Source organism: Streptomyces sp. NPDC025721 (assembly GCF_055558595.1).
This window is the reverse complement of sequence record NZ_JBVHMF010000009.1, coordinates 91,139-111,532: the sequence shown is the minus strand read 5'-3', so window position 1 is coordinate 111,532 and position 20,394 is coordinate 91,139. Positions and strand designations below refer to the sequence as shown.

16 protein-coding genes and 1 tRNA gene are annotated in these 20,394 nt (G+C 69.8%); 13 read left to right on the top strand and 4 right to left on the bottom strand.

The window, feature by feature from the left end:
• Window positions 1-98 precede the first annotated feature (98 nt).
• Together ACZ4EF_RS15490 and glmS are read left to right on the top strand one after the other, a co-directional pair.
• On the top strand, window positions 99-374 hold the full coding sequence (locus ACZ4EF_RS15490; protein WP_188280294.1) for a hypothetical protein: 276 nt from the start codon (window positions 99-101) through the stop codon (window positions 372-374).
• Between the two features lie 168 nt (window positions 375-542).
• On the top strand, window positions 543-2,357 hold the full coding sequence (gene glmS / locus ACZ4EF_RS15485; RefSeq protein WP_355336985.1) for a glutamine--fructose-6-phosphate transaminase (isomerizing): 1,815 nt from the start codon (window positions 543-545) through the stop codon (window positions 2,355-2,357).
• Window positions 2,358-2,518: 161 nt separating this feature from the next.
• Here the strand turns inward: glmS and ACZ4EF_RS15480 are convergent, their stop codons facing one another.
• A complete protein-coding gene (locus tag ACZ4EF_RS15480; protein WP_355336983.1) occupies window positions 2,519-3,040 on the bottom strand; it encodes a universal stress protein in 522 nt (173 codons plus the stop codon).
• Window positions 3,041-3,871: 831 nt separating this feature from the next.
• On the opposite strand from ACZ4EF_RS15480, the gene ACZ4EF_RS15475 reads away from it, so the two are divergent.
• From ACZ4EF_RS15475 to ACZ4EF_RS15465, 3 genes are all read left to right on the top strand, one after another.
• Window positions 3,872-5,170 (top strand): helix-turn-helix domain-containing protein, encoded by a 1,299-nt coding sequence (locus ACZ4EF_RS15475; protein ID WP_355336981.1) that lies wholly within the window; start codon window positions 3,872-3,874, stop codon window positions 5,168-5,170.
• 5 nt (window positions 5,171-5,175) lie between these two features.
• Window positions 5,176-5,778, top strand: coding sequence for an oligoribonuclease (gene orn, locus ACZ4EF_RS15470; protein ID WP_355336979.1), 603 nt, complete (start codon window positions 5,176-5,178; stop codon window positions 5,776-5,778).
• A gap of 136 nt (window positions 5,779-5,914) precedes the next feature.
• Window positions 5,915-5,990, top strand: a tRNA-His gene (locus ACZ4EF_RS15465).
• A 78-nt stretch (window positions 5,991-6,068) separates the two neighbouring features.
• Here ACZ4EF_RS15465 and ACZ4EF_RS15460 read toward each other — a convergent pair.
• Window positions 6,069-8,996 carry a glycoside hydrolase family 48 protein gene (locus tag ACZ4EF_RS15460; RefSeq protein WP_467504851.1) on the bottom strand — a complete coding sequence of 976 codons (2,928 nt, stop codon included), beginning with the start codon at window positions 8,994-8,996 and terminating at the stop codon, window positions 6,069-6,071.
• 264 nt (window positions 8,997-9,260) lie between these two features.
• On the opposite strand from ACZ4EF_RS15460, the gene ACZ4EF_RS15455 reads away from it, so the two are divergent.
• The 4 genes from ACZ4EF_RS15455 to ACZ4EF_RS15440 all read left to right on the top strand — a co-directional run bounded on the left by ACZ4EF_RS15455 (window position 9,261) and on the right by ACZ4EF_RS15440 (window position 15,445).
• The gene (locus tag ACZ4EF_RS15455) at window positions 9,261-10,820 is read left to right on the top strand and encodes a cellulose binding domain-containing protein (protein ID WP_467504849.1); all 1,560 of its coding nucleotides are present in this window, start codon (window positions 9,261-9,263) and stop codon (window positions 10,818-10,820) included.
• A 299-nt stretch (window positions 10,821-11,119) separates the two neighbouring features.
• Window positions 11,120-12,919 (top strand): discoidin domain-containing protein, encoded by a 1,800-nt coding sequence (locus ACZ4EF_RS15450; RefSeq protein ID WP_391046937.1) that lies wholly within the window; start codon window positions 11,120-11,122, stop codon window positions 12,917-12,919.
• 441 nt (window positions 12,920-13,360) lie between these two features.
• Window positions 13,361-14,515 carry a S1 family peptidase gene (locus tag ACZ4EF_RS15445; protein WP_391046940.1) on the top strand — a complete coding sequence of 385 codons (1,155 nt, stop codon included), beginning with the start codon at window positions 13,361-13,363 and terminating at the stop codon, window positions 14,513-14,515.
• A 333-nt stretch (window positions 14,516-14,848) separates the two neighbouring features.
• Window positions 14,849-15,445, top strand: a complete 597-nt coding sequence (locus ACZ4EF_RS15440) for a sigma-70 family RNA polymerase sigma factor (protein ID WP_467504847.1) — start codon at window positions 14,849-14,851, stop codon at window positions 15,443-15,445.
• Between the two features lie 1,141 nt (window positions 15,446-16,586).
• Here the strand turns inward: ACZ4EF_RS15440 and ACZ4EF_RS15435 are convergent.
• Complete coding sequence (locus tag ACZ4EF_RS15435; protein WP_467504845.1) at window positions 16,587-16,793, bottom strand: hypothetical protein; 207 nt, start codon at window positions 16,791-16,793, stop codon at window positions 16,587-16,589.
• Between the two features lie 267 nt (window positions 16,794-17,060).
• Here ACZ4EF_RS15435 and ACZ4EF_RS15430 point away from each other — a divergent pair, with 267 nt between their 5' ends.
• Entirely contained in the window at window positions 17,061-17,450 is a 390-nt protein-coding gene (locus tag ACZ4EF_RS15430) for an RDD family protein (RefSeq protein WP_467504957.1), read from the top strand.
• Between the two features lie 125 nt (window positions 17,451-17,575).
• On the opposite strand, the gene ACZ4EF_RS15425 is transcribed toward ACZ4EF_RS15430, so the two are convergent.
• Window positions 17,576-18,397: an AraC family transcriptional regulator gene (locus tag ACZ4EF_RS15425; protein WP_467504843.1), complete on the bottom strand. Its 822-nt coding sequence runs from the start codon at window positions 18,395-18,397 to the stop codon at window positions 17,576-17,578.
• 123 nt (window positions 18,398-18,520) lie between these two features.
• On the opposite strand from ACZ4EF_RS15425, the gene ACZ4EF_RS15420 reads away from it, so the two are divergent.
• The 3 genes from ACZ4EF_RS15420 to ACZ4EF_RS15410 all read left to right on the top strand — a co-directional run bounded on the left by ACZ4EF_RS15420 (window position 18,521) and on the right by ACZ4EF_RS15410 (window position 20,339).
• Window positions 18,521-19,264: an alpha/beta fold hydrolase gene (locus tag ACZ4EF_RS15420; protein WP_467504841.1), complete on the top strand. Its 744-nt coding sequence runs from the start codon at window positions 18,521-18,523 to the stop codon at window positions 19,262-19,264.
• A gap of 9 nt (window positions 19,265-19,273) precedes the next feature.
• Window positions 19,274-19,447 carry a nuclear transport factor 2 family protein gene (locus ACZ4EF_RS15415; RefSeq protein ID WP_467504839.1) on the top strand — a complete coding sequence of 58 codons (174 nt, stop codon included), beginning with the start codon at window positions 19,274-19,276 and terminating at the stop codon, window positions 19,445-19,447.
• A gap of 142 nt (window positions 19,448-19,589) precedes the next feature.
• Window positions 19,590-20,339, top strand: a complete 750-nt coding sequence (locus ACZ4EF_RS15410; RefSeq protein WP_467504837.1) for a VOC family protein — start codon at window positions 19,590-19,592, stop codon at window positions 20,337-20,339.
• Window positions 20,340-20,394 lie beyond the last annotated feature (55 nt).

Genomic DNA, 20,394 nt, shown 5'->3' with positions numbered 1-20,394 from the left:
GTCCGTAACGGCCGAATTTTCACCCCCTTGGCCGCTTTCCCTGCCCGAAATCGGGCAGGATTCTTGCAAAGCGCAGATGATCACATCAGTATCGACGGGTGCTCGAACGCCGGACGTCCTACGAGGACCTGATCGACCACCTGGTGCGCTCCACGCCGCTGCACCGCGGCGAGGCGAGCCGGGTGGTGCTGGACGTGCTGGCGTACTTCGACGAGACGACGGAGGAGTTCGTCCGCAGGAGACACCGCGAACTCCAGGCCAAGGGCCTGGTCAACGCGGACATCTTCGAGCGGATCGCCGAGGAGCTGCCGCACCGCGCGGTGGCCCCCTCGGCCCTCTCGCAGCGCCAGCTCCGCCGCATCGTCTACGGCTGAGCGACCGAGCCAACGATGCGGCCGAGCGACCGAGCGACCGAGCCGACAATGCGGTCGAGCGGCTGAGCGGCTGACCGGCCGAGCACCGTCGGCCACCGGGACAGGGCACCCGGGGGCCGAAAAGAACAGAACAGAACACGGACAGACACAGGGACGAGGGACGACCATATGTGCGGAATCGTCGGATACATCGGCAGGCGTGACGTGGCACCGCTGCTCCTCGAAGGGTTGCAGCGGCTGGAGTACCGGGGTTACGACTCCGCGGGCGTCGTGATCACCGGAAAGTCCGGCGAGCTGAGGACCGTGAAGGCCAAGGGCCGGGTGCGCGAGCTGGAAGCCCGCATCCCCAAGCGCTTCGCGGGCACCACCGGCATCGCGCACACCCGCTGGGCCACCCACGGCGCCCCGAGCGACCACAACGCGCACCCGCACCTCGACGGGGACAGCAAGGTCGCGATCGTCCACAACGGGATCATCGACAACGCGTCCGAGCTGCGCGCCAAGCTCTCCGCCGACGGCGTCACCTTCGCCTCGGAGACCGACACCGAGGTACTGGCCCACCTGATCGGCCGGGCCCAGGCGGAGACCCTGGAGGAGAAGGTCCGCGAGGCGCTGCGCTCGGTCGAGGGCACCTACGGCCTCGCCGTCCTGCACCGCGACTTCGCCGACCGCATCGTCGTGGCCCGCAACGGCTCCCCCGTCGTCCTCGGCATCGGCGAGAAGGAGATGTTCGTCGCCTCCGACGTCGCCGCGCTCGTCGCCCACACCCGCCAGGTCGTCACCTTGCAGGACGGCGAGATGGCCACCCTCAAGGCCGACGACTTCCGCACGTACACCACCGAGGGCTCGCTGACCACGGCGACGCCGACCACCGTGGAGTGGGAGGCCGAGTCGTACGACATGGGCGGCCACGACACGTACATGCACAAGGAGATCTCCGAGCAGGCGGAGGCGGTCGACCGCGTGCTGCGCGGCCGGATCGACGACCGGTTCTCCACCGTGCACCTGGGCGGCCTGAACCTGGAGCCGGGCGAGGCCCGCCGGGTGCGCCGGATCAAGATCCTCGGCTGCGGTACCAGCTACCACGCGGGGCAGATCGGCGCCGGGCTGATCGAGGAGCTGGCCCGTATCCCCGCGGACGCCGAGCCCGCCTCGGAATTCCGCTACCGCAACCCGGTGGTCGACCCCGACACCCTCTATGTCGCGGTCTCCCAGTCCGGCGAGACGTACGACGTGCTGGCCGCCGTCCAGGAGCTCAAGCGCAAGGGCGCGCGGGTGCTGGGCGTGGTCAACGTGGTCGGTTCGGCCATCGCCCGCGAGGCGGACGGCGGCACCTATGTGCACGCCGGGCCCGAGGTCTGCGTGGTGTCCACCAAGTGCTTCACCAACACCGTGGTCGCCTTCGCGCTGCTCGCCCTGCACCTGGGCCGGATCCGCGACCTGTCGGTGGCCGACGGCAAGCGGATCATCGAGGGCCTGCGCCGGCTGCCCGGCCAGATCGACGAGATCCTGAAGACCGAGCCGGAGATCAAGGCGCTGGCCAGGCGGTACGCGGACGCCAAGTCGATGCTGTTCATCGGGCGGGTACGCGGCTACCCGGTGGCCCGCGAGGCGTCGCTGAAGCTCAAGGAGGTCTCGTACATCCACGCGGAGGCGTACCCGGCCTCGGAGCTGAAGCACGGGCCGCTGGCCCTGATCGACCCGTCCATGCCGACGGTCGCGATCGTGCCGGACGACGACCTGCTAGAGAAGAACCGGGCGGCCCTGGAGGAGATCAAGGCCCGCAGCGGGCGCATCCTCGCGGTGGCGCACCAGCCGCAGGAAAAGGCCGACGACACCATCGTCGTACCGAAGAACGAGAACGAGCTGGACCCGATCCTGATGGGCATCCCGCTCCAGCTCTTCGCGTACCACACGGCCCTCGCGCTGGGCCGGGACATCGACAAGCCGCGTAACCTGGCGAAGTCCGTGACCGTCGAGTAGCCGAGCGATCGGCTCGTCGCCGGTCGCGCATACGGCGAAGGCCCCCGCCAGCCCGGCGGGGGCCTTCGTAAATGTCCGTACGGGACGATCCCGCACGGAACGTGCGACCGCCCGCCACGACCCTCCGCGACCCTCCGCGACCCGCCGCGACCCTCCGCGCCCTACGGAATGACCACCACGGGCCGCTGCGCCCGCCGCGCGAGCCGCCCGGCGACCGAGCCGAAGATCCGGCCGACCAGGCCGTGCGTCCCGCCCACCACGATGGCGTCGGCCTCGTACTCCCGGCCGACCTCCTCCAACTCATGGCAGATGTCGCCGCCGCGCTCCACCAACACCCAGGAGATCTCGGCGAGGTGGTCCGCGCAGGCCAGTTCGAGGCCGAGGACTTCGGTGCGGTGGTCGGGCACGTCCACGAAGACCGGCGGTTCGCAGCCCGCCCACACGGTGGCCGGAAGCCGGTTGGCGACATGCACGATGATCAGCGCGGAGTGCGTCCTGCGGGCCATGCCGATGGCGTAGGACAGGGCGCGCTCGCTGGAGAGGGAACCGTCGAAGCCCACCACGACCCCGTGCCGGAAGGCAGGATCGCAGGCGTGCCGCAGCGCTGGAGCCTGCTCGGGCAGCGCCGCCGACTCGGCGAGCGGCCTGCCGTCGGCGGGCTCGGGAAACTCATGACCGGCCATGATGCGGATTCTCGGCGAGGGCGGCGCTGACGCGCCGAGCGGCGGACAAGGACGGTGCGCGCGGGGCGGGCCGCCGGAACCAGCCGGTTTCGGCCAGTTCGCCACTTCCCGTCCCACTGACTCCAGAGTACGGCCGCGGAGACCGCCTGCACAGGCTTGCCGGGGCTCCACAGCCCTGTCGTACCCGGCAGGTACCCGGAGTTTCCGGAAGAATGCCGGAGCCGGGCCCAGAGTGCAACGCCATCACGCCAACCGGCGGCACGGTTCAGCGCACCGGCGCACCGTGGGGGCGCATCGGGATCACCCGTCCGTGGCTCTTCCGGAACGCCTCGGAACCCCGCCGGAGGGACCTCGGACCGGTGCGCAGGACACCTCCGGCGCACGTGAACGACGTGTTCGGGCTCCGGCAGGCGCGCCGGCCGGCCGCGCGCCGCGCACCGCTCCCCGCACGCGGTGGGCGCACTACCCGGCGCCCTTTACGCACACCGGCCCGCCGAACGACGTTTTTCGGCCAACTTCTCTTCCCTGCGCGCCGATTGGGCTTCCGGATCATTAACACCCCCACCACCTGCGGTTCTACGATGCCCAAAGACGCGGAGGGGGCGTTTGGTGGCCCGTGTGGCGGGAGGCGTACTTCCCAGCGGGCTCAGCGAGTGAAACGCTTCGTGATCGAATGCTTTACGCCACGTTGTCTTGTCGACTTAGCGTCAGATGGTGAACTAGTCACTAACGCCCCACCTGACACAGTAGATTTGATCATGGGTGGCCTCATGGGGGAAAACATGCAGGACCGAGGGGACGACGCGTCGATTCGAGGGGGGCTTGAGCTCCATGAGCCAGGAGTCCAGTTCCGTTACGGCGGCGGACAGTCCGTCGCAAGCACCATCGGCATCGCCTCGCGCCATTCGTAAACTTTCCGCGCGACGCCGACCGGAAGTCGTCGCCGTGCTGCTCTTCAGCGGCGGACCGATCTTCGAGAGCTCCATACCGCTCTCGGTCTTCGGCATAGACCGGCAGGACGCGGGCGTGCCCCGCTACCGGCTGCTGGTCTGCGCCGGGGAGGACGGCCCGCTGCGGACCACCGGCGGACTCGAACTGACCGCGCCCTACGGCCTGGAGGCACTCTCCAGGGCCGGCACGGTCGTCGTGCCCACCTGGCGCTCGATCTCCCAGGCACCGCCGCCCGAGGCGCTGGACGCGATCCGCCGCGCCCACGAGGAGGGTGCCCGGATCATCGGACTGTGCACCGGCGCCTTCGTGCTGGCCGCCGCCGGGCTGCTGGACGGCCGCCCGGCCACCACACACTGGATGTACGCGCCCACGCTCGCCAAACGGTATCCCTCGGTGCACGTGGACCCCAGGGAACTGTTCGTGGACGACGGCGACGTCCTCACCTCCGCGGGGACCGCCGCCGGGATCGACCTGTGCCTGCACGTGGTGCGCACCGACCACGGCGGCGAGGCCGCGGCGGCGCTGGCCAGACGCCTGGTCGTACCGCCCCGCCGGGCGGACTGGCAGACCGGTCAGCGACACCTCGACCGGTCTTTACCCGAGGAGATCGGCGCCGACCCGCTGGCCGAGGTCGTCGCCTGGGCGCTGGAGCATCTTCACGAGCAGTTCGACGTCGAGGCGCTGGCCGCGCGCGCGTACATGAGCCGTCGGACGTTCGACCGGCGGTTCCGCTCGCTCACCGGCAGCGCGCCGTTGCAGTGGCTGATCACCCAACGGGTGCTCCAGGCGCAGCGGCTGCTGGAGACGTCGGACTACTCGGTCGACGAGGTGGCGGGCCGCTGCGGCTTCCGCTCGCCCGTCGCGCTGCGCGGGCACTTCCGGCGGCAGCTCGGCTCCTCCCCCGCGTCCTACCGGGCGGCCTACCGCGCCCGCAGGCCGCAGGACGAGCCGGACCGCACGCCGCCCGCACCCGACCTGCCGCCGCCCCGGCGCGGCCCGGTCTCCCAGATCCTGGCCGCCCCCGGCAAGACGGACAGTGACGCCTATGTCGCCGCCCGTGTGCCCGAGCAGCCCGGCAGCAGGGCCGAGGCGGCCGAGAGCGCGTCCCGGGGGCGGCTGCGCGCCCCACGCAGCCTGGGCGCCGCACTGCCCGGCTCACGGGATCGCCCCGTAGGGTGAGGCGTATGAACGACCGGATGGTGTGGATCGACTGTGAGATGACCGGGCTGTCGCTGGCCCACGACGCGCTGATCGAGGTGGCCGCGCTCGTCACGGACTCCGAGCTGAATGTGCTCGGGGACGGGGTGGACGTGGTCATCCGGCCGCCCGACGAGGCGCTCGTGACCATGCCGGACATCGTGCGGGAGATGCACACCTCCTCCGGTCTGCTGGAGGAGCTGCCCGGCGGGATCACGCTCGAAGAGGCCGAGAAGATCGTGCTGGGGTACGTGCGCGAGCATGTGGCCGAGCCGCGCAAGGCGCCGCTGTGCGGGAATTCGGTCTCCACCGACCGCGGCTTCCTCGCGCGCGACATGGGGACCCTGGAACAGCACCTGCACTACCGGATCGTGGACGTCTCCTCGATCAAGGAGCTGGCCCGCCGCTGGTACCCGCGCGCGTACTTCAACAGCCCGGAGAAGAACGGCAACCACCGGGCGCTGGCCGACATCCGCGAGTCGATCGCGGAGCTGCGCTACTACCGCGAGGCGGTCTTCGTCCCCCAGCCGGGGCCGGACACCGACACCGTGCGGGCCATCGCGGCCAAGCACGTCCTGCCGGCGGAGTAGCGCGGCCGGAAGGCCCTGCTGAGCGGCCAGGAAAGGCCGCGGGAAGCGGCCGCGAAAGCTCGCCAAAAGGGATGCGCGAGCACGCCCCCGCACCCTGTACACTTCTTCAGGTCGGCGCCTGAAAGCGCCGGACATGGTGGGTGTAGCTCAGTTGGTAGAGCACCTGGTTGTGGTCCAGGTGGCCGCGGGTTCAAGTCCCGTCACTCACCCCATACGAGAGGCCCGGCCCGCGGAAGCGGACCGGGCCTCTCGCGTGACTCACGTCACATCAGGGGTGGTCGTACGCCGCCTCACTCGTTGAAGAGCAGCGCGTACGAGCCCATCGCCAGCGCGATGTCCGCCTGGGCCCAGAAGCGGTGGTAGGTGAAGGTCGGGGCGGCTCCTCCGCCGAGGTAGGTGGCGATCTTGGACCAGTTGGGGTCGTTCTTGTAGAAGGAACGCAGCTCCAGGAAGGTCGAGCTGGAGTTGATCTTGTCGCCGTTCGGCATGGCGCCGGAGAAGGTGGACGGGACGTAGACCGGGTCGTTGAAGCGGGAGAAGTCCGTACGGGTCTCCGGCACCGCGATGCCCAGGGCGTCCTGGTTGTTGCTCCACATGCCGTCCAGCAGCGCCTTGGCCGTGGTCTTGGCGGCGGCGTTCCCGGACTTGGCGCCGTAGTACGACAGGGTCTTGGCCAGGGCGGCGGCGACACCGAGGTCGTTGCCGTAGGACGTGACCGTGACGTGCAGGTTGGCGTTGGCGCCCGGCGAGGCGGCGTTCCAGGTGTCGGGAGCGCCGGTCCAGGCCAGGTCGGACGGGATCTTGAAGGTGCCGTCGGGGTTGATGGTGGTCTGGGAGATCGCCCAGGTCACCCACTTGTCGAGCACCGCCTTGGCCTTGGCGTCACCGGTCTGCTGGTAGTACTCGGCGACGCGCTCCATCGACCACGCCTGCATGCCGAACCACTGGTTCGACGGCGGGTCGTGGTAGACGGGCTCCCAGTCGTACGCCATCCCGTAGAAGGTCGGCGTGCCGGCCGGGGGCTGGGCGTAGGCGCCGTCCCAGCTATTGGTGGCACCGCCCGCGATGCCGCCCTCCTTGGACTGGAGCCAGGTGTAGAACTCCAACTGCCGGGTGAGGCTGGTCGACCAGTCCTGCTTGCCGGTGGCCGACTTGGGGGCCATCGCCGGGTCGGTGGTCAACGCGTAGGCCGCCAGCGGGTTCTGGTAGCCGAAGTGCGAGGCGCCGTCACCGATCCGCCAGGACCAGCCGCCGCCCGTACCGCTGGAACCGCCCCAGGCGTAGTACCAGGACAGCAGGTAGTGCTCGCTGTCCTTGCCGGTGCCCGCCGGGCAGGACGGACTCGTGCAGTTGCCGATCTTCTTGAAGTACTTGTCGAAGAACGAGTACCGCAGGTAGTCGCCCATCTTTCCGGCCTTGGCGACCGTGGTCGCCACATCGGCGCCCTTGCCCTGCGCCTTGGCCCAGGTGTCCGCCCAGTAGGCGGCCTGGATCGCGCGCGCGTCGGCGTCCGGGGCGTCGGTGTACTTCCACTGCTTGGCGTACGACGAGTCGCCGGTGAACAGGTCCAGATAGCCGTTGGTGCCGCCGTACTTGAAGGCGTCGCAGGTCGGCTGCGGCACCGTCTCCCACACCGACTCCTGCGCGCCGCGCTGGAAGGTGTTGATGTACGAGGGACCGGCCGCCGTCGGGCCCAGCTCGCAGCCGCCGCCGGGCGTGTCACCGAACCCGTAGGTGTTGTCCACGTCCTGGAGCCAGTGCATGCCGTAGATGTCGGACGTGCCGTACGCCGACTTCAGCTCGTTCGCGATCGGGTCCTGACCGACCGGGACGCTCGTGTCGAGCTTGGACGGGTAGTCCGAGGGCAGCGGGTGCTCCGGCGCGTACGTGGCGGGCTTGCTCGGGTCGTAGAAGCTGTTCGTGGGCTGGTCGGCGGAGGTGGGGATCATGTACTTCTCCATCAGCGCCCAGGCCCCGTTGAACTTGCTCCAGTCCTGGGTGATCCGGCCGTACATCGCCTGGAGCCAGATCAGGTACGAGTACGCCTCCGACGTCGTCTCGTGCCCGTAGTCCGGCGCCTCCACGATCAGGGTCTCCACCGAGTGGTAGGGGATGCCCTGCGGGGAGAAGTAGCCGTTGGCCGGGTCGGTGATCTTGCCGTAGAGGTTCAGGAAGCGGGAGTCGTACGTGCCGCTGGTGCCCGTCACCTCCGTCACCGTGACGTCGGCCTTGGCGAAACCGGTGGCGGTCGCGGAGAAGGTCGCCGCTCCGCTGCCGGTGGCCGCGGCGGCGACGGTGACCGTCTGCGCCGTGCTCCAGTTGGCGGGGGTGAAGGTCAGGCTGGCGCCGGACTTCACGGTCAGCGAGGTGTTCCCCGAGGTGCGCGCGACGGCGACCGTGACATTGGCCGACGGCGCGCCGGACAGCTTGACACCGAAGGTGCCGGTGCCGCCCTGCGTGACCGAGACCTGCGTGGGCGAGGCGACGATCGAGGGCCCGGCGGCCACGTGCACGCCCACCGGGGTCGATTCGCCGGACGCGCCCAGGCTGTCGTACGCCTTGGCGTAGACCGAGTAGTCACCGGCCGCGACCGCGGGCCAGGTGAAGGTGTAGGGCGAGGTGGTGTCGGTGCCCAGCAGCGTGGTGTCGCTCCAGAACTCCACCTTGCTGACGGTCGCCGAGTCCGCCGCGACCGCGGTGGCCGCCAGCGGGATGCTGGCGCCGGCGGTGTACGTGGCCCCGGCCGACGGGCTGGTGAGCACGGTGAGCGGTGGCTGGTGAGCGCCCCCGCATACGGTGCCGTTGACGGCGAAAGCGGTCGGCGCCGCGTTCGTGCCGCTGTAGTTGAAGTTGGCGCTCGTGGTCACACCGGCGTTCGGCGCGATCGTCTTGTTCCAGTCGAGCGATTTGACGGTGACGTTCTTCCCGGTCTGCGACCAGGTGCCGTTCCAGCCGCTCTGGAGCGTCTGGTTGCCGGCGTAGGCGTACGTCAGTGTCCAGCCGTCGATCGCGGCCGTACCGCGGTTGGTGATGGTGGCGTTGGCGGTGAAGCCCGAACCCCAGTCGTTGGCCGAGTAGTCGACGCTGCACTGGAGAGTGTCCGCGTGGGCGACGGTTCCGCCGCCTGCCACGGTCAGGGCGAGCGGCAGGGACAGCGCGACGGCGAAAGCCGTCACCAGCCTGCGGATCCGCTTGCTGAACGGTCTTCCTCTGGGCATGCGAGAAGCCCTCCTCGCGGTTCTGTGGGGGGATGGAAACATCTGAACCAGTGGGAGCGCTCCCACAATCAAGGCGCTGTGAGCGCACTGTCAAGAGGTGAAGCAGAACGGCATGTTCATGCCGCTATCACCGGGGAGTCGCTACAGAAGTCGACACGGTCGTCACCGAACCCCTACCGCCCTCGCCGACTTGCCGCTATGGTCTGCGGCGGACCAGTGGGAGCGCGTCCACTTCTCGATCCCCCCACTTACGAGGAGTCGCACATGCGACGACCCACGCGCACCGCGGCATTCGGGATCGCGGCCGTCACGACGGCCGCGACCGCCGCCGCGCTACTACCCGCCGCGCTCGGCGCGACCGCGTCGGGTGCCGCCCCCGCCTGTTCGGTGGCCTACTCGGTGACCAGCCAGTGGGACGCCGGATTCCAGGGCGATGTGGTGATCACCAACAACGCCGCCGCCACGACCAGTTGGAATCTGAGCTTCGACTTCCCCGGCAGCCAGAAGGTCACCCAGGGCTGGAACGGCACCTGGACCCAGTCCGGCAAGACCGTCAGCGTCGCCTCGATGTCGTACAACGGGACGATCGCCACGGGCGGTTCGGTGAGCGCCGGATTCCTGGCCAACTGGTCGGGCTCCAACCCGGCGCCGACGGTCTTCAAACTCAACGGGACCACGTGCAATGTGAACGGCACGACGCCGCCCACCACGCCCCCGACGACCCCGCCCACGATACCACCGACCACACCGCCCACGACACCCCCGACCACTCCCCCGACAACGCCGCCGACGACTCCGCCCGGTGGTGACACCGCGCCGCCCAAGCTGCACGTCTCCGGCAACCAGCTCGTCGACTCCACCGGCAAGAACGTCGTGCTGCACGGCGTCAACCGCTCCGGCACCGAGTTCATGTGCGCGCAGGGCTACGGCGTCTTCGACGGCCCGGTGGACGACGCGGCGATCGACGCGATCAAGAGCTGGCACGTCACGGCGGTCCGCGTCCCGCTCAACGAGGACTGCTGGCAGGGCCTTTCGTACGTGCCCGCCGCGTACGGCGGCGCCAACTACGTCTCGGCGATCACCGGCTGGGTCAACCGGCTGGTCGCGCACGGCATCACGCCGATCGTGGAACTGCACTGGAGCCACGGCACGTACACCGGCAACTCGGCGGGCTGCTCGGACGTCAACGCGACCTGCCAGAAGCCGATGCCGGACGCGCAGTACGCGATCCCGTTCTGGACCGGCGTGGCCAACGCGTTCAAGAACAACACCTCGGTGGTCTTCGACCTGTTCAACGAGCCCTACCCGGACCGCGCCACCTCCACCACCGAGCAGGCGTGGACCTGCTGGCGGGACGGCGGCACCTGCCCGGGGATCGGCTACCAGGTGGCCGGCATGCAGTCGATGATCAACGCCGTACGCGGCACCGGCGCGCAGAACGTGATCCTGGCGGGCGGTCTGGCGTACTCCAACGACCTGACCGGCTGGCTGGCGCACAAGCCCACGGACCCGACGGGCAATCTGGGCGCCTCGCTCCACGTCTACAACTTCAACACCTGCTCCTCGGCGGCCTGCTGGGACTCGCAGGTCGCGCCGGTCGCGGCGCAGGTCCCGCTGGTGGCCGGTGAGATCGGCGAGAACACCTGCTCGCACGGCTTCATCGACCAGTTCATGAACTGGCTGGACGCGCACAAGCTGTCGTACCTGGGGTGGACCTGGAACACCTGGGACTGCTCCTCGGGACCGTCGCTGATCTCGGCGTACGACGGGACGCCGACGGCGTACGGGATCGGGCTGCGCGATCACCTGGCGTCGCTGGGGTAGCCCGGTGACGTGACGAGCCGGAGCGGTCCCGCGCATGGATGGCGTGTGCGGGGCCGCTCCTTCGCGCCGCGCGGGAGTGCGAGGCGCGAACGACGGCGCGCGGGGTGTGAGCTGCGGGTTCGGCGTCCGCTCGCGTTCGGTTCTCGAAATCGGGCACGGGGCCAACTGACCATTATTGAACAACTCATTGACGCGGCTGTTCGGCGCTTGTAAACATCACCTCGCCGGGAGAGCGCTCTCAATGCACTCCGGCTCCCTCCGGCCTCCATCACGGACCCCCACCCGGTTGAGGAGAACACATGTCAGGCAGCACTACCCTGTCGGTGCGCCAACGGCCATGGCGCGGCGGGCGCCGGCCGGTTCTGATCTTCACCGTCCTCGCGGCCCTGCTGGCGAGCCTGGCGCTCGTCTGGACCCAGTCCCCGGCCCGCGCGGCGGACACCCTGCTCTCCCAGGGCAAGCCGGCCACCGCGTCCTCGACGGAGAACGCGGGCACCCCCGCGTCGGCCGCCGTGGACGGCAACACCGGCACCCGCTGGTCGAGCGCCGCCGCCGATCCGCAGTGGCTCCAGGTCGACCTCGGCTCCTCGCAGACGATCACCTCCGTCGCCCTCAACTGGGAGGCGGCGTACGCGAAATCCTTCAAGATCCAGACGTCGGCCAACGGCACGACCTGGACCGACATCTACTCCACCACGACCGGAACGGGCGGCAACCAGACGCTGACCGTAAACGGTTCCGGGCGCTATGTCCGGGTGTACGGCACGGTCCGCGCCACCCAGTACGGCTACTCCCTGTGGGAGTTCCAGGTGTACGGCAACGGCGGTACGACGCCGCCCGCCGCCTGCGGCACGGCCAACGCCGCGCTGAACCACCCGGCCACCGCGTCCTCCACCGAGAACGCGACCACCCCCGCCTCGGCGGCGGTCGACGGCAACACCGGCACCCGCTGGTCCAGCGCCTTCGGCGACCCGCAGTGGCTCCAGGTCGACCTCGGCTCCTCGCAGACCATCTGCAAGGTCGGCCTCAACTGGGAGGCGGCGTACGCCACCGGCTTCCAGATCCAGGTGTCCGACAGCGGTACCGGCGGCTGGACGAACATCTACTCCACCACCACCGGGACCGGCGGCGTCCAGGCGCTCAACGTCACCGGCACCGGCCGCTACCTGCGGGTCAACGGCACCGCCCGCGCCACCGCGTACGGCTACTCGCTGTGGGAGCTGACCGTCAACACCACCGGCGGCGGCACCACGACTCCCCCCACCACACCGCCCAGTGACAGCTTCTGGGGCACGACGGACGACATTCCGGCCGCGCACAATGTGATGGAACTGAAGATCCTCAACCGGACCAACGGCCAGTACCCGGACAGCCAGGTGTACTGGAGCTTCAACGGCACGGTCCACTCGATCGCCGAGCAGCCGTACTTCGACATGCCGGCGAACTCCTCGGGCCGGATGTACTTCTACCTCGGCTCGCCGAACAGCCAGTACTACGACTTCATCGAGTTCACCATCGGCGCCAACGTCTTCAACGGGAACACCACCCGGGTCGACGCCTGGGGCCTGCCGCTGGCCATCCGGCTGCACACGCACGACGGCCAGGACGTCCAGCTCGGTGACAGCCAGGACCTGTTCAACCAGAGCCGGGAGGCGACCTTCGCGCAGTTCCAGGCCGCCGTACCGCAGCAGTTCAAGGTGCTGGCCCAGACCCAGGCCCCGTACCGGATCATCGCGCCGGGCAGCGACCCGAGCTTCCGCGCGGGCGGCGCGAACGCCAACTACTTCACGGCGTACGCCAATTCGGTCGGTGTCAACGAGCCCACGTCCAACATCTTCGGCTGCGCGGGCTCGCTGGCGGGCAACCCCGGCATGTGCGCCGCGCTCAACCGGCACACCGCCAACCTCCCGTCCAGCCAGTGGGAGGACCCGACCAAGTTCTACACGGGCGGCGACCCGGCCAACTGGTACGCCAAGTTCTGGCACGACCACGCGATCAACCACCTCGCCTACGGGTTCCCGTACGACGACGTGGCCGGGCAGGCCGCGTACGCCTCGCTCCAGAACCCGCAGTGGATGGAGATCGCGGTGGGCTGGTAGCACCCGCTGCCGCTCCTTCCTTCTCACCGTTCTTTTCTCCTCCCCCCACAAGCCGGGGGCGGGCGGCGGCCGTTCATGGCCGCCGGCCGCCCCCGGCGGCATGTCCGGGTCCGGACGCGCGTCCGGGTCCGGCGGCGGGTCGGGGTCCGGCGGCGCGTCCGAGGCCCGTGGCGGGTCCGGGTCCGGCGGCGCGCGGGTCCGGCTTCTTTGCGACTCGGATATCTCGCCATGGCGGACGTTTTACCTCCGGATATCCATGGACGAAACGGGTGTTACGCGTGAGGCGGTGTTGACATGTGCTCGACATCGTTTGATGGTGGGGGACGGCCGGTGGTGAGAGCGCTCTCGTGCGGTGGAGGCGCGCTGGACTGCCGGGCGCTGTTCGAGTGTGTTGTCCCCCCACGATTTCTCGCTCGCGAGAAGGTGCAAAGGAGCGCGTCGATGCGACGTATGACTCGTACGGGCTGGTGTCTGTCCGCCGTAGTGGCTTTGGGAGTAGGGGCGTTGGGGCTGGCGCCGGTGACCTCGGCGTCGGCCTCCGAGCCGTTGTCGCCGGGGCTGGTGAGCGCCATGCAGCGGGACCTGGGGCTGACCCAGACGCAGGCGACCGCGCGGCTGAAGGCCGAGGCGACGGCGACCACGCTGGCGCCCACCGCCCGGCGCGCGGCCGGAAAGGCGTTCGGCGGCGAGTGGTTCGACGCCGCCTCCGGCAAGCTGGTGGTGGGGGTGACCGACAGCGCCGCGACCGAGGCCGTACGCGCGACCGGCGCTTCGACGGTGAAGGTCGCGCACACCGCGGCCGCGCTGGACTCGGCCAAGGCCGGGCTCGACACCGCGGCCAAGTCGTCGGCCGGTGCGCCCGCCGCGGTGCGGAGCTGGCGCGTCGACGTCACGACCAACCGTGTCGTCGCCGACGTACAGGCGGGGGCGGAGAACCGCGCGGACGTGGCGGCCTTCCTCGCGCCCGCCCGCGCCGCCGGGCTGCTGACCGTCAAGGCCGACAACTCCCCCGCGCCCCGCACCTTCTCGGCCGGGACCGTCGGCGGTGACCCGTACTACATCAACGGCAACACCCGCTGCTCCATAGGCTTCTCGGTGGTCGGCGGCTTCGTCAGCGCCGGGCACTGCGGCACACCGGGCAGCTCCGTGGCCGGCTGGGACGGCTCGGCGATGGGCACCTTCGTCGGCTCCACCTTCCCCGGCAACGACTACTCCTACATCTCCATCGGCAACGGCTGGTGGACCGTCCCGGTCGTCCTCGGCTGGGGCACCGTCAGCGACGTCCTGGTCCGCGGCTCCAACGTCGCCCCGGTCGGCTCCTCCATCTGCCGCTCCGGCTCCACCACCCACTGGCACTGCGGCACCGTCCTGTCCCAGGGCGACACCGTCAACTACGCCCAGGGCGCGGTCTACAGCCTGACCGGCACCAACGTCTGCGCCGAACCGGGCGACTCCGGCGGCTCGTTCATCACCGGCGACCAGGCCCAGGGCGTCACCTCCGGCGGCTGGGGCAACTGCGCCAGCGGCGGCCAGACCTGGTTCCAGCCGGTCAACCCGATCCTGAGCCGCTACGGGCTGACCCTGGTCACCGCCTGACCGGATACGGGACCCCGTCGCGGTCCCGGTGATGCGTGACAGGTGATGCGTGACAGGTGATGTGTGACAGGTGATGTGTGACAGGTGATGTGTGACAGGTGATACGTGACAGGTGATGCGTGACAGCTGCGCCTGGTGCGAAGTCGGCGAGGACTTCGGCCGGGTCGGCGGAGTCGGTCGCATGTCGTGTGTCCATGCCTCTAGGGGCGTGTGAGGCGCCGGATTCTTGAAGCCCAGCCCCTTCGGGGGCGGTGGAAAGAATCCGGCGCCTCGCGCGTCCTACTCCATGTCCGGCAACGCGGGGCGACCCGCAGATCGAATGGAGCGGAGGACATGGGACAAGGCTCGGGGGCCATGACGACGAGCGCCGTACCGCCGCCGAAACGGCTGTCGGAGGAGCTGGAAGGGCTCATCGAGGCAGAACTGAAGGAGGTACATCCCCGCCTGCTCAGGGCGGTCAGGCGACTGACCCGGGACGCGGTCCTCGCCGAGGACATCACGCAGGAGGCGTGCATCGCCGTCATCCTGAAGTACCGCAAGGGCACCGTCTTCGAGAAGCCGGTGATCGTCTTCGCGACGGTGGTCGCCCGCAACAAGCTCAAGTCGCACTACAACCGGCTCGGTACGCGCTACGAGGACCCGACCGGGGAACTCCCCGAAGGCGTCCCGTGGCCCGCCGTTCCCGGCCGCCCCGCCGCGGACCATCTCACGGCCTCACTGGAGTTCATCGAGCTCCTCGCCGCCGTACGAGCCGCGATCGGCCACGAACGCCCGTACACCATATGGGAATTGACCCATGTATGGGGCCTGAGCGGGGTCGAGATCGCCGCCCACCTGGGCGTCTCGCCCGCGACCGTCAGCAAGGACCTGAAGAAGGCCACCCGACTGGCCTTAGGCATCGGCCCGGAGGAGGAATGGCGCGCGGAATAGGTCTGCTTCTCGGGACCACGGATCACTTTCACCGTGGTCCCGAGTCGGGATCTAATCCCGACACGAAGAACAGGGGGAGACAGGGAGGATGCACGTGTCGAAACCGAATCGAGGGGATTCACCGCACGAAAGGATGCTGGCATACCTGAACGAGAGTGACCGCACGATGAACGACCCGCCCGAGCCCGAGGGGGGCAAGGGCGTTGGGGGCACGACCGGTTGGCATGAGGTGTACGGGGGACTCATGGCGACCGCGGAGGCAGTCCGGATCGTGGCGGGGGCCACGGCGGACGCGCCGACGACCGGGGAGGACGTCGCCGGCGCACCACGGGAACACCCGGGGGAACACCAGGGGGAATGGGTACCGGTCGGCGGCACGCGGGGGCGCTGATCCGTATCCCGAACGTGCCCGTTGCCCGACGCGAGGGGGTCGTCGAGCAACGGGCACATCGACGGGTGGCAGAGCTCACGTCAGACGTGACGAAGTGTCTGCAAGGGCCAAATGTACTTCAGGCCCGTTGACGGAGAATCCAATGGGCTGCTCCAATCACCACTGTCGCCACCTGTCGGTAACCTCGTAGCGACTCACACCATGTCGAGCGGCCAACTCGCCGGCGCCGGCCTCCTCGGCCACGCCCCCCGCAACCCCGCCGAGCAGCAGTTCCACGCTACAGAATTCCCGTGAGAGTGAAATCCGATGAGCCGTTCACAGGGAAATTCTATTCAATTGCGCACCGCGCTTGATCCCGAACCTGCACGGACAACACCTCAGAGGTTTCCATCTCACGGAGAATCCCTCGGACGACGTCTTGATCGAAATCCTCTCGGCGAGACATTTCAATGACCCACGGAGCAGCCAGTTGCATCCAATACGAACGGCCAGACCTCCACGCCGACTCGACCGTCAGCTCAATTAGCCTCTCGGGAGTCGATACGCCGCCCCGACTGAGCTGCTCCCACGAGCGGGCATATTCAGCCAGGGATTCGGGCAGATCACGCTCCAGGTAGGGCCACATGGGAACGAAACCGGAGCTCACAAGCGCAGCTCGCCCTTCCGATTCCACCCCGACCCCAATACGGCCGTCAGGCATGATTCCAATCCATGCCCCGTCCCCTCGGTACACCACCGGAGTCCAATTACTCATCTGAACACCGGGAAGCGGGTGCCCGCGTCGGTCGCGGCGTCCTCGGTGAGGGCCGAAGCGGCCTTTCCCTGCGGGGACTTCTCCGCTGTCTGCGAAGGAGGAGCGGCGAACGCCTGCCCGCCCGCACCCAACGGCGCGAGGCCGCCCGTCACCATTACCGCCGCCACGGCAGCAATCAACGACCTGCGCGCATGTGTGCTCACCACAGAGCTCTCCCCCGCCCCAGCCCCAAAGTCCCCACCCGGAGCCACATAATTCCCACAAGTTCGCAGATCTTACATGTGATGTACATGCTCAGGTCAAGGGTGCATAAAGGGGTCTTCTGGCGGGTGAGCGGACGATGGAGACCACGGGCATATCCGGAGGGAGTCCTTCCATTCGGAGGGGGCGATCACTCGTGGGCATGATCTGCATATCCCCGTGGGGGGCCTACGGATCAGACTGTGTACGGGCAGGTGCCGGTGGGCGGGATGCCGCCACTGGCGTCGTGGGGCCGACGGGTAGCGGCGGCACTGATCGACGGCATCATCATGTACGTGCCCGAACGCATCGTCTGGTACGCGCTGGGCAGCACGCCGGCAGCCGCCCAGTGGGGCGCGCTTCTCGTCCTCCTGATTGCCATCGGCCTGAGCTACGTGGCGGGCACCACCGGGCAGACCCCCGGAAAGAAGGTGGTCGGCATCCACCTCCTACGCGAGGCCGACGGGCAAGTCCTCGGCGTCGGGAGGGTCTTCGGCCGCTGGCTCCTGCACATCCTCGACGCCGTCTGCTGCGGGCTCGGCTATCTGTGGCCGCTGTGGGACGAAAAGCGGCAGACCTTCGCCGACAAGATCGTGCGCTCCGTCGTCATCAAGCCCTGACAGCCGCAGGCGCGACAGCGGGGCCACGGTGATGCCGCCGTGGGCGCGACGCCGGGCCTGAGTGACGAGCCGGGGCCGGAATCGAGCCGTGGCGACGACCTTGGTCTCGATGACGAGTCTCCGCTTCACGACGCCGAAGGCGGCCTGGGGGCGGGGCGGTTGGTCCGGTAGCGGCCGGGGGTGGTGCCGAGGACGGCGGTGAAGGCGGCGATGAAGCCGCTGGGGTTGGCCCATCCGCAGGCGGCGGCGGTGCGGAGGGTGTCGTGGCCGTCGGCGAGGAGCACGAGGGCGTGGTGGATGCGCAGTTGGGTGCGCCACTCGTAGAAGGTCATGGCGAGTTCGTCGTGGAAGAGCCGGCTGAGGGTGCGGGGGCTGGCGCCGATCGTCCTGCCGAGTTCGGCCAGCGTGGAGTTGTCCGCCGGGTTCTCGTAGAGAATCCGGGCGACGGCTCGCAGCCGGTCGTCCGCGGGCTCCGGCAGGTGCAGGGGCTGTTCGTGCGCTTCCTGGAGGTCGTCGACGAGGACGCGCAGGAGGCGGGCGCGCGCGGCGGGGCTGTGCGCGGGCACGTCGGCGTCGTGCGCGCGGGGTCCGGTCAGGGCGAGCAGGACCTCGCGGGCGAGGCCGGAGGCGAGGAACACGGCGGGGTGGCCGGGCAGGAGCCGGGCGAGGGACGGCGTGAGGAAGACGATCCGCATGTCGGTGACGCCGTGGGCGCGGTGGTGGTGCGTGAACCCCGCCGGGGTCCAGGCGACCCGGTCGGCGGGCACGATCGAGGTGCCGCGCTCGGTGTGGACCGCCAGGACGCCGCTGGCCGCGTACACCAGGTGCCCGCGTGGGTGCGACCGCACCTCGCTCGCCTCGCCGGACGGCCAGAGGTGGCGCCCGCCGGACGGCCACACATGGGACGTCACACCGGCGGCCGGGCGAGGTTGGCGGCGAACGGGCATGACTTGGCATCGTAGCGGTACCACGCCACCGCCTGCCCCCGTGAGACTGGCTCTGTACGCAGTGGTCCCGCGGCGCGCCGAGCGCCCGACCGGGCCGCGTGTCACCCGGAGAAGGAGAAGCACATGGCGACGTTCGTCCTCGTACCCGGCGCGTGGAAGGGCTCCTGGTCGTTCGAGGCGGTGGTCCCGCTGCTGGAGGGCGCCGGGCACACCGTGCACGCCCTGACCCTGACCGGTCTGCGGCTGGACGACGACAGCGCGACGGTCGCGACCGCCGGTCTCGACACGCACGCCGACGACGTGCTGCGGTGCCTGGACCGCAACAGCGTCACCGGCGCGACGCTGGTCGGCCACAGCTACGCCGGGATGGTGGTCGCCGCCGCGGCCGACCGCGCGGAGGGCCGGATCTCCCGGCTGGTGCACCTCGACGCCTACGTACCGCGCGACGGTGATTCGTGCTGGTCGTCGACGAACGACCACTTCCGGGAGGTGTTCGCCGCCGGCGCCGCGGCCACCGGCTACTCCGTCCGGCCGCCGGACGGCGGCGATCCCCGCCGCCGCCCCCATCCCCTCGCCGCCTTCCTCCAGACGGTCCGGCTGACCGGCGCGGTCGCCCGCGTCCCCCGCCGCGAGTTCGTCTACTGCTCGGGCTGGGAGAACCGGACACCCTTCGCCGGCCTCCGCGCCCGCCTCCAGGCCGACCCCGCCTGGCGGGTGCACGACCTCCCGACCGGCCACGACGCCATGCACGAGGCCCCGGACGCCGTCGCCGCGATCCTCCTCGCCGACGCCGACGCCGACGCCGACGCCAACGCCGACGCGCACACCGCCGCCGACACCGTTGCCACCGCCCACCCGAGCGCCTGAGCCCGGCGCGTGTCGCATCCCGCAGCCGAGCTCACGGCGTTCATGGCGCGGTATGAGCAGGCCAACAACAGCCACGACATCGCACGCGTGATGCAGCCCCGGTCAGGGGAGGGGCGGGGCACGAACGTGATCGTGAAGCGGGACGGGGCGTGGAAGATGCTGCACGAGCACCTGAGTCCCTGACACGCGGTGGGCCGGTGGGCCGGTGGGGGTCCTTCGGGCCGGGGCGCGGCGTCGCCGCCCGGGGCGGAAACTCGGGTGCGGGGGCCGGACGGGCGTGTCTAGGGTGCGGCTCGGACGTCGAGGGATCGGAGAGGTACGGGGTATGAGCAGTGAACTGTTCGCGATCTGCTTCAACGCGACGCGGCCGACGGGGCTGGCGAGGTTCTGGTCCGGGGTGCTGGGCTGGGAGGTGAACCCCGGTGAGGAAGAGGACGCGCAGGGCGGTGTCGCGATCGTGCCGCCCGCCGCGGACGGGGCGACCGGCGGCTTCCGTATCCGCTTCCTGCCGAGCCAGGAGCCCAAGACCCGCCAGAATCAAGCGCACTTCGACCTGACGAGCGCCTCCGCCGAGGACCAGCGGCAGACGGTGGCCAGGGCGCTGGAACTGGGCGGACAGCACATCGACATCGGCCAACTCCCCGAAGAGGGACATGTCGTGCTCGCCGATCCTGACGGCAACGAATTCTGCGTCATCGAGCCCGGCAACACATTCCTCGCCGACACCGGCGTCATCGGCGCCCTGGCCTGCGACGGCACCCGCGAGGTCGGCTACTTCTGGAGCGAGGCCCTGCGGTGGCCCCTGGTCTGGGACCAGGACGAGGAGACCGCGATCCAGTCCCCCGAGGGCGGTACGAAGATCACCTGGGGCGGCCCGCCGGTCGCCCCCAAGACCGGCACCAACCGCCTCTTCTTCGAACTGGCCCTCCCCGCCGGCGCCGACCGCTCCGCCGAGGTCGACCGCCTCCTCGCCCTGGGCGCCACGCGCCCCGAGGCCGCGGAGACCGACGGCGGAGCCCACGTCCTGCTCCTCGACCCCGACGGCAACGAGTTCTCCGTCCGGAGGCCCGGATAGGCCGTCCTGCCCGGATGAAGCCGTCCTGCCCGAGCCTGCCCCGGCCCGGCCCCCG

Coding starts and splice junctions, on each gene's coding strand:
- ACZ4EF_RS15455 (WP_467504849.1), top strand. CDS start 9,261: ATGCGACGACCCACGCGCACCGCGGCATTCGGGATCGCGGCCGTCACG.
- ACZ4EF_RS15440 (WP_467504847.1), top strand. CDS start 14,849: ATGGGACAAGGCTCGGGGGCCATGACGACGAGCGCCGTACCGCCGCCG.
- ACZ4EF_RS15460 (WP_467504851.1), bottom strand. CDS start 8,996: ATGCCCAGAGGAAGACCGTTCAGCAAGCGGATCCGCAGGCTGGTGACG.
- ACZ4EF_RS15480 (WP_355336983.1), bottom strand. CDS start 3,040: ATGGCCGGTCATGAGTTTCCCGAGCCCGCCGACGGCAGGCCGCTCGCC.
- ACZ4EF_RS15410 (WP_467504837.1), top strand. CDS start 19,590: ATGAGCAGTGAACTGTTCGCGATCTGCTTCAACGCGACGCGGCCGACG.
- ACZ4EF_RS15475 (WP_355336981.1), top strand. CDS start 3,872: ATGAGCCAGGAGTCCAGTTCCGTTACGGCGGCGGACAGTCCGTCGCAA.
- orn (WP_355336979.1), top strand. CDS start 5,176: ATGAACGACCGGATGGTGTGGATCGACTGTGAGATGACCGGGCTGTCG.
- ACZ4EF_RS15445 (WP_391046940.1), top strand. CDS start 13,361: ATGCGACGTATGACTCGTACGGGCTGGTGTCTGTCCGCCGTAGTGGCT.
- ACZ4EF_RS15450 (WP_391046937.1), top strand. CDS start 11,120: ATGTCAGGCAGCACTACCCTGTCGGTGCGCCAACGGCCATGGCGCGGC.
- ACZ4EF_RS15420 (WP_467504841.1), top strand. CDS start 18,521: ATGGCGACGTTCGTCCTCGTACCCGGCGCGTGGAAGGGCTCCTGGTCG.
- glmS (WP_355336985.1), top strand. CDS start 543: ATGTGCGGAATCGTCGGATACATCGGCAGGCGTGACGTGGCACCGCTG.
- ACZ4EF_RS15425 (WP_467504843.1), bottom strand. CDS start 18,397: ATGCCCGTTCGCCGCCAACCTCGCCCGGCCGCCGGTGTGACGTCCCAT.
- ACZ4EF_RS15430 (WP_467504957.1), top strand. CDS start 17,061: ATGCCGCCACTGGCGTCGTGGGGCCGACGGGTAGCGGCGGCACTGATC.